11 protein-coding genes are annotated in these 11,750 nt (G+C 74.2%); all 11 read right to left on the bottom strand.

Annotation, left to right across the window (positions count from 1 at the left end; translation table 11 throughout):
* The 11 genes from SM418_RS11740 to SM418_RS11690 all read right to left on the bottom strand — a co-directional run bounded on the left by SM418_RS11740 (position 1) and on the right by SM418_RS11690 (position 11,610).
* Entirely contained in the window at positions 1 to 1,485 is a 1,485-nt protein-coding gene (locus SM418_RS11740) for a protoporphyrinogen/coproporphyrinogen oxidase (RefSeq protein ID WP_371940563.1), read from the bottom strand.
* Positions 1,482 to 2,438 (bottom strand): UbiA family prenyltransferase, encoded by a 957-nt coding sequence (locus SM418_RS11735; protein WP_371940564.1) that lies wholly within the window; start codon positions 2,436 to 2,438, stop codon positions 1,482 to 1,484. Before SM418_RS11735 ends, SM418_RS11740 begins: the two co-directional genes overlap by 4 nt.
* A complete protein-coding gene (locus tag SM418_RS11730) occupies positions 2,435 to 3,676 on the bottom strand; it encodes a DegT/DnrJ/EryC1/StrS family aminotransferase (RefSeq protein WP_371940565.1) in 1,242 nt (413 codons plus the stop codon). Before SM418_RS11730 ends, SM418_RS11735 begins: the two co-directional genes overlap by 4 nt.
* A complete protein-coding gene (locus SM418_RS11725) occupies positions 3,673 to 4,866 on the bottom strand; it encodes a DegT/DnrJ/EryC1/StrS family aminotransferase (RefSeq protein WP_371940566.1) in 1,194 nt (397 codons plus the stop codon). Before SM418_RS11725 ends, SM418_RS11730 begins: the two co-directional genes overlap by 4 nt.
* Positions 4,867 to 4,979: 113 nt before the next feature.
* On the bottom strand, positions 4,980 to 5,507 hold the full coding sequence (locus SM418_RS11720; protein WP_371940567.1) for an EF-hand domain-containing protein: 528 nt from the start codon (positions 5,505 to 5,507) through the stop codon (positions 4,980 to 4,982).
* Between the two features lie 242 nt (positions 5,508 to 5,749).
* Positions 5,750 to 6,178 carry a DUF6917 domain-containing protein gene (locus SM418_RS11715; protein WP_371940568.1) on the bottom strand — a complete coding sequence of 143 codons (429 nt, stop codon included), beginning with the start codon at positions 6,176 to 6,178 and terminating at the stop codon, positions 5,750 to 5,752.
* Positions 6,165 to 7,121: a Gfo/Idh/MocA family protein gene (locus SM418_RS11710; protein ID WP_371940569.1), complete on the bottom strand. Its 957-nt coding sequence runs from the start codon at positions 7,119 to 7,121 to the stop codon at positions 6,165 to 6,167. The genes SM418_RS11715 and SM418_RS11710 overlap by 14 nt, the downstream gene beginning before the upstream one ends.
* A complete protein-coding gene (locus tag SM418_RS11705) occupies positions 7,118 to 8,296 on the bottom strand; it encodes an Ldh family oxidoreductase (protein WP_371940570.1) in 1,179 nt (392 codons plus the stop codon). Before SM418_RS11705 ends, SM418_RS11710 begins: the two co-directional genes overlap by 4 nt.
* Positions 8,293 to 9,720, bottom strand: coding sequence for a M20/M25/M40 family metallo-hydrolase (locus SM418_RS11700; protein WP_371940571.1), 1,428 nt, complete (start codon positions 9,718 to 9,720; stop codon positions 8,293 to 8,295). The genes SM418_RS11705 and SM418_RS11700 overlap by 4 nt, the downstream gene beginning before the upstream one ends.
* Positions 9,717 to 10,592: a sugar phosphate isomerase/epimerase family protein gene (locus SM418_RS11695; RefSeq protein ID WP_371940572.1), complete on the bottom strand. Its 876-nt coding sequence runs from the start codon at positions 10,590 to 10,592 to the stop codon at positions 9,717 to 9,719. Before SM418_RS11695 ends, SM418_RS11700 begins: the two co-directional genes overlap by 4 nt.
* On the bottom strand, positions 10,579 to 11,610 hold the full coding sequence (locus SM418_RS11690; RefSeq protein ID WP_371940573.1) for a Gfo/Idh/MocA family oxidoreductase: 1,032 nt from the start codon (positions 11,608 to 11,610) through the stop codon (positions 10,579 to 10,581). Before SM418_RS11690 ends, SM418_RS11695 begins: the two co-directional genes overlap by 14 nt.
* Positions 11,611 to 11,750 lie beyond the last annotated feature (140 nt).

The following is an 11,750-nucleotide window of genomic DNA, read 5'->3' as shown; positions in this document are numbered from 1 at the left end:
TCACCTCTGATCGGGAGAACGGGGATCGGGCGCCGCCGCAAGGCCCGCCGTCTCGCGGGTCGCCGTCTCGCGGGTCGCCGTCTCGCGGGTCGCGGCGGGGGCGGTGCCGGAGAGGCACCGCACGTTCGACGACAGGTAGGTCTGGATCCGCTCGGCGGCCAGGGCGGCGGAGGCGACCGCGCCCTCGCTGCACGGGCGCAGCGGAACCCAGTCGCCCGCGTACTCGACCGCCGCGACGGGCCGGTCTGCGAAGGCGCCGCGCAACCGCAGGGCGAGCGGCGTCGCCTCGGGCAACCCGTGCCGGAACCGGTGCACCAGAACGTGGGACGGCTCGGCCCGCAACCCGGGGACGAAGCGTCCGGCGGAGGCGATCAGCCGTTCCGCGACCGCCCGGTCAGGCGCGTCGAGGAGTTCGCGGCAGCCGCGCGGCGAGGCGATGAGCGAGACCAGCCCGCGCCCCCGCGGCGCCCGCCCAGGGTGCTTGCGGTGGTCGAGGGTCATGACGTTGAGCAGGGCGTCCTCGGCCTCGGGGATGAGCGTGGCGAAGCTCGGCCGCGTCCGCCCCGGTGCGGGCGGTGCGTCCAAGACGAGGCTGACACGCAGCATGGGCGTGAATCCGCACTCCGCGAGGAACTCCCGCGCATCAGGCCGGGGCTCGTCGTACAGGCCGGCCGCGACCGGAGCCGGGACGGCGAGCACCACCGCCCGGGCGGTGACGGTGCCGCGCGGCGACTCCACCCGGACGAAGCGGCCGTCGCGGGTCACGCGGGTGACCGGGTGACCGGTGGTGACGTCCAGGCGGCCGGCGAGGGCGCGGGCCAGGGTGTCCATGCCGTCGCGGTAGGTGTGCCAGGTGTGCGAGCCGCCGCACGCGGCCAGGTGCGCCGCGAACGGGGCGGCGGCGGAGCGTTCGGGGTTCCAGCCGAAGAACCCGGCGGCCAGCGGGTGGACGAGGTAGTCGTACAGGTCCGGGTGGTAGGGCCGAACCAGCGCGGCCACGGTGTCCTCGGCGATGCCGGCCCGCTCGGGACGGTCGGGGTCGAGTCCACCGAGCCGGGCCAGCCGCGCCAGCCGCGCCTGCAACCGCACCAGGTCGATCCTTGCGCGCGGCCTCAGCCCCGCCCCCGTCAGCAGCCCCAGCGGGCGGCCGGCGTTCGGGCGGGCCCGGCCGTCCCGCCACACGGCCAGGGCGTCGCGGACGTCCGGCACGGCGGCCGGGTCGCGGTCCAGCCCGAGGTCGGCGATGAGCCTCCAGGTCTCCGGGTAGCCGGCGCGGCCGGGGAACATCTCGGCGCCGGTGTCGATCAGGCAGCCGTGCTCGCGGACGGTCCGCATCCGCCCGCCGACGGCCTCGGCTGCTTCGAGGACCCGCACCTTGCGTCCCTGCTCGGCCAGCGCGTACGCGGTGGCGAGCCCGGCGGGGCCGGCCCCCACCACGGCGACGTCCAGCACCGGGGCCCTGCTCTCCCCGTCGCGGGGCGTCACGGCGTCGCCCCGGACACGAGAGCGGCAACGACCAGCAGTCCCACCGTCACGCGGTGGGCGTGGATGGCGATCCGGCGGGCGCGCAGGATGTCGCCGCGGAAGCCGATCAGCAGATGGGCGAGCCGCATGGCGACGAGCGGGAGCATGACCATGGCGAACCACCACGGCGCGAACCCCGTGGCCGTCGCGCCCGCGATGAGCGCGATCTGGGCGACCGTCATCGCGGCGACGAACAGCCGGTGCGCCCGAGCGGAGACCAGGGTGGCGACGGTGATGCGCCCGGCCGCGCGGTCGCCTTCGGCGTCGTTGGTGTTGGAGTACAGCCCGAACAGCATCGGCCCGGAGCCGAACAGCACCGCCTGCACGAGGACGAACCCGGTCGTCCCGCCGGTCAGCAGCGCGTACGGCACGAGCGTCCAGCCGATGCCGAGGCCGATGAGGAACAGCTCCTGGAACCCGCGGTAGCTGATCTTGAGACCCCAGGAGTACTGGACGGACGCGGCCACGCAGGCAGCCGCCAGCACGACGGCCCACATCGGGCGATGCGGAGCCGCCGCGACCACGGCCGCCCACAGCGCCGACCCCGCCGCCGCGGCCGTCCAGGAGAAGCGCAGCGCCTGCGCCTCGGTGAGCGTCCCGGCGACGAGGGGTTTGCGGGCCAGCCGGCGGCGGGCCGCGTCGGAGCCGTAGTTGGCCGCGTCGCTGCCGTCGCGGTAGCCGGTGACGTCGTCGAAGCCGACCATGGCCGCCACGACGACGACCTGCGCGACCAGGGTCAGCGCGAGCAGGCCGAACGTCTGCGGCTGCCAGCGCGCGGCGGGCGCCAGCAGCGCCCACACGACCGCGAGCCCGAGGTAGTAGTCGTAGATGTCCAGCTTGGCCAGGCGTGCGTAGGCGGCGAGGGTGCCGTGCCCGGACACGCCGGGCCCTCGGACCGCGGTCTGTTGGCTCATGCTCGCCCCCTGTCGGCGTCAGTGAACGCGCTGGTTTCGGTGAACGCGCTGGTGTCGGTGAACGTGCTGGTGTCGGTGAACGCGCTGGTTTCGGTGAACGCGCTGGTTTCGGTGAACGCGCACACGGCGTCGGCGATGTGCTCGACCTGCGCGTCCGTCAGGTTCGGGTAGAGCGGGAGAGAGATGTTGCGCCGCGCGGCGGCCTCCGCGTTCGGCCAGGACCCGCCGGGCCGCGCGTAGGGGGCGAACGCCGGCTGGGCGGGCAGCGAGCGCGGGTAGTACACGTGGGCGGCGACGCCGCGCTCGGCCAGATGGGCGCGCAGCGCGTCCCGACACTCGGTGAGGACGGTGTACACGTAGTGGAACCGGCCGTCGCCGCCCTCCGGCGGCGCCACCAGGCCCCGCTCGGCCAGCGGCGCGAAGCGCCGGGAGTAGTGGGCGGAGATCTCCGCGCGGCGTGCGAGCCGGCCGTCCAGGCCGGGCAGCCGGTGCAGCTGGAAGGCGGCCATCACCTCGTCGAAGCGGCTGTTGTGGCCGATCCGGTGGTGGACGAACCGGTGCACGCCGTCCTGCCCGTGGTTGCGGAGCATCCGCACCTCCGCGGCGAGGGCGGTGTCGTCGGTGACGACCACGCCGCCCTCTCCGGGCATGCCGAAGGTCTTGACCTGCACGAACGAGTAGAGCCCGGCGTCTCCCCAGCGTCCCGCCGGCCGCCCGCGCAGCGTCCCGCCCTGGGCGAGCGCGGAGTCCTCGACGAGGCGCAGGCCGCGCCGGTCGGCCAGTTCCCGGAAGGCGGGCATGTCCGCCATCACCGAGAACATGTGGGCGGCCAGCAGCACCCTGGTGCGCGACGTGATCAGCGACTCGGCGGCGGCCGGGTCGACGGTCAGCCGCACCGGGTCGACGTCGGCGAACACCGGGCGGGCGCCGGCGTCGACGACGGTCGCGGCGAGCGGCGCGCAGCCGAACGCGGGCACGATGACCTCGTCGCCCGGACCGACGCCCATGGCCGCCAGGATCAGGGTCAGGGCGGACGTCCCGCTCGAACAGGCCACGGCGGCGCGGGCGCCGGTGCGTCCGGCCAGCTCCCGCTCCAGGCGCGCGGTCCGCTCGCCGAGGATGAACTTCTGCTCGGGCCCGGTGCCGACGGCGTGCACGATCTCCAGCAGCGCCTCCCGATCCCCCTCGAACAGCTCCGGCGAGAAGAACGGGACGGCGGTGATGGACGGGGCGGTCATCGCGGCCTCCCCGCGTAGAAGCCTTCGATCTCGTCGCAGACGCGGTCGACGTCCGCCTCGCGCAGGTCGGGATGGAGCGGGAGCGCGACGGCGGCAGCGCAGGCGGCCTCCGCGCGCGGGAAGTCGCCTGGCCGGTGGCCGAGGTGGGCGAAGCACGGCTGCAGATGCAGCGGCACCGGATAGTAGATCTCCGTGCCGATGCCGCGGGCCGCCAGATGCGCGGCGAGGGCGTCCCGGTCGTCGACCTGGAGGAGGTAGACGTAGACGACGCGGTTGCTCCCGGGAAGCGGCGGGCGCGCTCCCGGGACGCTCCGGACGCCGGGCATGCCGCGCAGCCGGGCGTCGTAGCGTCCGGCCAGTTCCGCGCGCCGGGCGATGGCGGCGTCGAGGGTGGTGAGCTTGGCCAGCAGGACGGCCGCCTGGACGTCGTCCATCTTGCTGTTGCGCCCCGGCAGCATCGTGGCGTTGGAGATGCCGGAGAAGTCGCCGAGCGTCCGGCCGCCGCGCCCGTGGTGGCGGAGCATCCGGGCCCTCTCGGCGATGGACGGATCGCCGGTCAGCACCGCCCCGCCGTCCCCGATGCCGCCGAGGGTCTTGGCGGGGAAGAACGACAGCACCCCGCCGGCGCCGTGCAGGCCGGCGTGCGTGCCGTCCATGCGCATGCCGACGGCCTCGGCGCTGTCCTCCACGATCGTCAGGCCGTGCCACCGCGCCACGTCCCCGAGGCCGCGCAGGTCGGCCATGCGGTCGAACAGATGGACCGGCATGATCATCTTGGTGCGCGAGGTGACCGCGGCGTCCACCGACCGCGGATCGACGCCGTGGCCGTCCGCCTCGATGTCGGCGAACACCGGGACGCCCCCGGCGAGCGCCACGGCGCTGGCCGTCGCGACGAACGAGTAGGCGGGGACGATCACCTCGTCGCCCGGCCGCAGCCCGGCGGCGCGCAGCAGCAGGATCAGCGCGTCGGTCCCGGAGTTGACGGCCACCACATGGGGGGCGCCGGTCCAGGCCGCGAGCCGTTCCTCCAGCTCGCCGACCTTCGCGCCGTGCGAGAACTTACCGTTGTCCAGAACGTCGGTGACATGCTTGCGAATCTCGCTCCAGTTGTCTTCGAAACTGTCGGCCTGACTGAAGAACGGAATGGCGGGTGCGGCGGTCGGCGCTGCCGCGTGCGACGTTTTCTGCACGATTCCCTTCGCGGTCGGCGGGCGGCGGAAACCGTCCGGGGAAGACCCGCAGAAACCCATGGACCGGTGACCACGGGGCTCCCCCGGACGGCATTTCTTATCGGACGGCCCGATCAGCGGCCGAGCAGCGGGATGTCGTTGCGGCCGAGGTGGTAGTCGCGGACCGCGTCGACCAGTTCGGCGACCGACAGCTTGCCGCTGCCGTCGGAGTCGAGGTCGCGGAAGGCGCGGTCGGCGACCTCGCCGTCCAGGCCGATCGCGGCGAACCAGCCGTGCATCTCCGCCGGGGTGATCTCGCCGTCGCCGCTGCGGTCCAGGACGTCGACGATCGCCTGGATGGTCGGCCGCACGACCGCGGCGAACCCGGCGTCGCCCTTGCCGACGATCTCCTGCTCGGCGGCCTCCAGAAACTGGCCGCGGGTCATCCGGTCGGCGCCGGCGGCCTGGGACAGCTTGTCGAACATGCCGAGGTAGGCCTGCTTGAGCTGGTCCGCCTTCGGGGTGCCCTGCGCACCCAGGCGGGCGATGATCTCGTCCGCCTCGCGCTCGAAGTCGGACCGCTCGATGACGCCGTTGCCGTTGCGGTCCCACAGCCGGAACCGCTCCTCCAGACGATTGGACTGGGTGGTGGCCATGACCATTCGAATCTCCTTCTCTGCCGTTGGACTGAATGGGCGACCGGTCGAATCGGCAGCGATTTGGAAGAACCTAACCGGGTGCCGACGACATCTACTTTGCCGCCCTACGACCGGGTCGAACATGCAAGGGGGGTAAGATTTGCATGTCTCGCGAACGAAGGGCATATCACTGAAATAGATCGCGATCCAGGCATGCGTCATCGCCATTTCACATATTCAGTCAGCGGCTGTTTTTCAGCCGGAATTCAGTGCGGCGCAGGCCCTGGCGCAGGGCCCTGGCGGAACGCCAGCCGCTCCCCCGGCAGCAGGCCGAGCTCGGTCCCGGTGCGCGCCGGTTCGGCCCGGACGAGCACGTTGTAGTGGTTGGGGAGATGGCAGCCGTCGAAGCCGAGCAGGACGCCGACGCACCGCCCGCCGATCCACAGCTCGTCGCCGCGGTCGAGCACGCCCGCCCCGTTGATCTCGGCGAAACCGAGGAACGCGACCCGGTCGATCCGGGCGCCCGGAGCGGTCTCACCGTGGTCCGTGGCGACCAGCTCGTGCACCTCGCCCGCGCGGACGCACCGGCTCGCGAACGGTTCCAGCCGCATCCCACGGTCATGCCGGCGATGGGCGAGGACCTTCACGACCGTCGCGGGGACCGCCCTCTTGAGCCCGTCCTCAGCCGGATTCACTCCGCGCCCCTTCCCGCGGCGCCGCGATGGACCGTTCCGTGTCCCGTCCGGGTTCCTCCAGGCGGTAGGCGTCCCGCACGAAACGCAGGGCGGCCAGGCCGCCGTCCTCCTGCCGGCTCCCTCGGACGCACCGCTCGAAGGCGCGAAGCACCCCCACGTACTCGTGCCAGAGGGAGCCCTTGAAGCCGGTGTGGCCGGCGAGCATGTCGGCGCGCACGGTCCGCCCGTCGGCCAGCCGCACCTCGATGTCCTTGCGTTCGCCGGGGAACGACCAGTCGAGCAGGATCCGCGCGCGTCCGCCTTCCGCGCGCAGGCGGACGTCGGCCTGCCGGTCGACGCCCCGGCCGTCCCGCGCGATCCGCGCGGACGTCACCTCGGCCGGTCCCAGCAGGAGCCGGACGAGATCGAAGGCGTTGGGTCCGTTGTCGGCGACGCATCCGCCGCCGCAGCGCCGCATGTCGAGATACCAGCCGTCGGCGCCCGCGTGCTCCTCGATGCGTTCCAGGTAGCGGACGGTGACCTCGGCGACGGGCGAGCCGGCGCATTCGGTCCGCAGCCGGGCGACCGCATCGTTGTAGCGGCGGTGGAAGGCCGTGAACAGCGGGACGCCCCTGTGCTCGGCCAGCCTCCGGAGTGCGATGCCCTCCGCGGTGTCGAGGGCGAGCGGCTTCTCCACGCAGACGGCCGCGCCCCGTTCCAGCGCGTCCGCGCAGACTCGCATGTGCACGTCATTGGGCACCGCCACCACCACCGCGTCCGGCCGTGTTTCGCGGAGCAGCCGGCGGTGGTCGGTGTGTCCGGGCACCGCTTGCCCGGCCAGCCTCGCCGCGTCGCTGTCGCAGACGGCGACCAGCCGCATCGCGGGCGAGTCGCGCAGCGCCGCGAGGTAGAAGCGGGAGATCACCCCGAGGCCGATGACGGCGACCCGCAGCGGCGCCGTCACGACCGCCCCAGCGGGGCGGGGGCGGGAACACCGTGGCTCTCGGCGACGCCGCGCAGCTCCCGGTACAGCTCCACGCTGAGGGGGACGCCGTGGCGCCGGTGCTCCCGGGCGCGCCGATGCTCGTGCCAGCCGGGATAGCGCACCGGCTCGGACGGGTCGGTGGGCGGGCAGCCGAGCAGGGCGCCGAACAGCACGCCCGCGTCGGCGTCCGCGCCGGTGCGGAGCACCCCGGGCGCGATCGCGGCGGCGAAGAAACCGATGTCGTCGTCCCGGCCGCCGGGCCCGCCGTCGCCGCCGAACGCGTCCGGATGCGCGCCGAGGCCGGCGCCGGACACCACGGCGGACAGCACCTCCACCGCGATGCCGAGCCCGAACCCCTTGTACTGCCCGGCCCCGCCGCCCAGCCACAGCAGGTGCGCCCGCCCCTCGTCGAAGGCGGCCGGATCGGTGACCGCGCCGCCGTCCTCGCCGCGCAGCACCCCCTCGGGGATCGTCCGCCCCTCGCGGGCCGCCTCCCGGATGCGCCCGGTGGGCGCGGCGGTCGTGCTCATGTCCAGGACGAACGGCGGATGCCCACCCGCCGGCGCGGCGACGCTCAGCGGGTTGGTGCCGAGCATCGTCACCGCGCCGCCCGGCGGGCGGGCGATGCGCTGCCCGCCGCAGTTGGCGGCGACCACCCCGATCATGGCGCGCTCCACGGCGCGCAGCGCGTGATGCCCGGCGCAGCCGAAGTGCGTGGCGCCGCGGACGCCCACCATCCCGATCCCGAACGCGGCGGCGCGCTCGGCGGCGAGGTCCATGGCGGCCTCTCCCGCCCACAGGCCGAGGGCGCGGTCGGCGTCCCAGAGCACCGCCGCGCCCCGGTCGACGACCCGGCGCGGCTCCGCCTCGGGGTTGACGCGTCCCTCCTCGAACAGCGGCAGGTAGAGGCGGGTGAGATTGGCCAGCCCGTGGGACGTCATGCCGGTGAGGTCGCCGTAGCACAGCGCCCGCGCCGCCGCCCGCGCCCGTTCGGGCGGGACGCCGAGCGAGGCGAACACGGCCCCGGCGAAGCGGAGCAGATCGGTGTAGGCCACCCGGACCGGGGCCGAGGACGAGGCGGACGGGAACGGCGCGGAAGCGGGGAGCGGTGCGGGAACGGGGAGCGATGTTCGGGACGGCGGGGCCACGGTCACGGCGATCCCTTCTTGTCGTCGGTGAAGCCGGAGTCGTCGGTGAAACTGGCGTCATCGGTGAAGCTGCGGTCCTCGGTCAAGGCGCGGTCGTCGGCGAAGGCGCGGTCGTCGGTGAAGGCGCGGTCGTCGGTGAAGGCGATGAGAAGGCGGGAGACGGCGTCGGCGAACTCGGCCAGTTCGGCGGCGCCGGCGAACTCCCCGGCGGCGTGGGCGTTGTTGGCGGCGAGGTCCCCGGGCCCGAGTACGACGGCGCAGGCGCCGGGGACCTGCGACATCCAGATGGCGTCGCAGGTGAAGGCGGGTTCGGCGGCGGGCCACGGCGGGATCCCCGCGCGGTCGCGCAGCAGCGTGTGGCCCCACTGGTCGCGGTCGTCCAGCACGGGCAGGCCGCGCTTGCGCCACTCCAGGCGGGTGATGGCGGACGCGTCGGCGGCGGTGCGGCCGAACAGCGCCGTGCCGGCGAAGACCGAGGAGAACTCCTTGAGGCCGCCGTCCAGCGCGTCACGCAGCCGCCGCTCCAGGCGGTGCGCGGCCGCCGGTGAGGCGTAGCCGATGTTCAGCAGGAGGGAGCCGCCCCCGTACACCTTGTTGTGCCGCGTCCCGGTGTGGAGCCCCGCCACGCAGACCGCCGCCTCGGACGCCGCCGAGTCGAGCGCGCGCCCCAGATGCTGGGCGAGGAAACCCAGCAGGACGCTGGCGTTGTGCCCGCCGCCTGGGCGGTCGTCAACGGCGTCCGCGCCGTCGACGACGACGCATGCGGTCATCGCCGCCGTGCTGCGCGGCAGGAAACGTCCCCGGGTCGGTTCGCAGAAGACGTTCAGCCGCCCGGTGAAGCCGCGCTGGACCAGGGGACGCGTGCCGAAGACGCCCATGGCGCCGCCCTCTTCCCCGGCGACGGCCTGCACCAGCACGCCGATGTCACGTCCCAGCGCGGGACGTCGCCGGCGCGCGGCGCGGATGCCCGCGAGCAGCGCCACGGCGGGGCCCTTGGCGTCGATAGCGCCGCGCCCGTGGAACCGTTCGCCGTCGAAGCGCGCCGGTTGCAGCCCCGCGACGGTGTCCAGATGGACGTTGAACATGACCGTGCGTGCGGCGGGCAGATCGTCCGGGCCCAGCCGGAGCACGAGGCTGGGCTGGTCGGTGAGGAACCGCGGCTGCGCCAGGGCTTCGCGAACCGGTGTGGGGACGGGCCCGGTGTCCAGATCGGACGGTTCCGCCGGGGCGTGCCGCACGGCGCGCAGGCCCAGCGCGGCAGCATGTCGCCGGTAGGCGTCCTGCGCCTCGGCCAGGCGGGGCGGCGGCGCGCCCGGACCGGTCTCCAGCGAGCCGGTCTCCAGCGGGCCGGCGGTCGGCAGGTCGAGGAGCCGGAGCAGGAGGTCGCGGTCGCCGGGAGTCAGCGGTGCGGGGAGCCGGCCCCCGGTCATCGCGGCGTGCCGCTCGTGATCGCCGTCCGTGCGATGAGACGCTCCAGGGCCCGCCCGCAGGCGACGAAGGCGTCCCGGTCTGCGGTGCCGGACTCCAGGTGCGGTCGCAGCCTCACGTGCGGCTCGATGGACAGCACACCCCCGTACCCGTTCCGGAACAGCACCTCCAGGCATTCGGCGACCCGGGCCTCGCCCTCCCCGGGCGGGACGAAGACGACCTCTCCCCCGGCCCCGGCACGCGCGTCCTTCACGTGGACGTGCACGACATGGGACACGACCTCGCGGAGCATCGGCAGCGGCGGGTACCCGTGCGCCACACCGTTGCCGATGTCGAACAGGAGCCGCAGCGCCGGGCTGTCGATGCCCGTGACCAGGTCCAGCATCCGGTCTGCGCGGTCGCCCGCCCAGCCGGCGCAGTTCTCGTGCGCCAGCACCAGCCCGTGGTCCTCGGCGCGGCGCGCCAGCTCGCGCAGCCGGGCGCGGGAGCGGCGGCCCCACTCGGGCCCGCCCAGGCCGCCGCGCGGATACGACATGACCCGCACCAGCCGCGCGCCCAGGACGGCGCAGCGGCGGGCGAGGATCTCCAGCTCGCGCACGTCCACGGCGAAGTCGCCGGTGACCGGGCGGGACCAGTCCCCGATCTTGGAGGCGACGCCTACCACGGACGTCCCGGCGGCCTCCAGGCGTCGCACCGCCCGGCGGAACGCGTCCTCGTCCAGGTCCGCGACGGGCGTGCCGCCGACGGTCCGCAGTTCCAGCCGGTGCCAGCCGAGTTCCGCCACCGCGCCGATCTGGCCCGCGAGATCCGCGGCCGCCTCGTCACCGATCCCGGCGAGGCGGACCTCCACCGGCCCGGCCTCAGCGGAGGGCACCCTGGACCTCCTCCCGCTGGAGGGCCCCTGGGCCCTGGTGGGCGCAGAGTCGCTTGGCCTCGGTGAGCAGCCGGACGGTGTCGACCTGCACCGGCAACGTCCTGTGCACGCGGGACGCCGGACCCGCGTAACGCGCGTACGCGCCGCGCAGGAAAGCCGTGAACGCGTCGTCGGTGAACACGCTCAGGCTTACCTCGCCGCCGGGACGGACGACGCGCAGCTGCGCGGTGTGGTCGGCCTCGCTGCAGGGGTAGTGGCCGACGAGGACGGCCCGATCGAATTCCAGCGTGATGCGCCGCTCGCGCACCGGGGAGGTCAGGTCCGAGTCGATCTCCGTGACGACGCCCGCGAAATGGTCCAGCCGGAGCCGGGCGCGGCCGAGGCGCGGGACCCGTAACCGCCCGATGACCATGTCGTCCCAGGACGCGCCGGCGATCCGCGCGCCTCCCGCGAGGCTGAGCACCACGGCGAGCGCGTGCGGCAGCTCGACGTCGAACGCGGTGGGATGGTCGCGGACCGCGGTGCTGCGGGTGAACCTGGGCTTGTTCTGGAGGACGTCGATGCGCCGCAGTTCCCCGTGGAGCCCGCCGCGCACCGCCGCGCGCAGCCGCCGGGTGAGGCCGCTGTCGAGCCAGTGCGTGGCGACGGTGACGTCCAGGTCCCAGCGGCGCCGGATCCGGGCCACGTCCATCAGCCCGGCCAGGTCCACGGCCAGCGGCTTCTCCACGATGATCTTGCGGTAGCCGAGCCCGGCGAGGCGGGCCAGGACGCTCGCGCGGGCGCCGGGCGGCGTGCACACGTGCACCACCGTCCGCGCAGGCGGGCGCAGCCGCGCCGCCTCCTCCAGCGACCCGGCCCCGACCACCCCCGGAACCTGCGCCGGCGCGCGGAACGGGTCGACGGCGACGACCGGCGTCCGGGCCAGCAGGCCGGGGGCCGCGGCGCGCACCCTGGCCAGCGCCGGCAGGTGCAATTCCTGTCCCGACCTGCCCATTCCGACGATGAGAGTATGCAACATTGCAGGTCAAGGCCCTTTCTGAGGCATCAGGGCAATCCCGCCGGGACGGCGCGGATCCGATAGCGTGCCAAGCTAATTGACTCAACGTCACCGGTCAATGACACTACGTCGCGACAATCATTACCGTGCCACAAAGGCGC

It is taken from the genome of Actinomadura chokoriensis (assembly GCF_041463665.1).
Classification (GTDB): Bacteria; Actinomycetota; Actinomycetes; order Streptosporangiales; family Streptosporangiaceae; genus Spirillospora; species Spirillospora chokoriensis_A.
The sequence above is the reverse complement of the archived record's forward strand: the minus strand, read 5'-3'. Positions and strand labels throughout refer to the sequence as shown.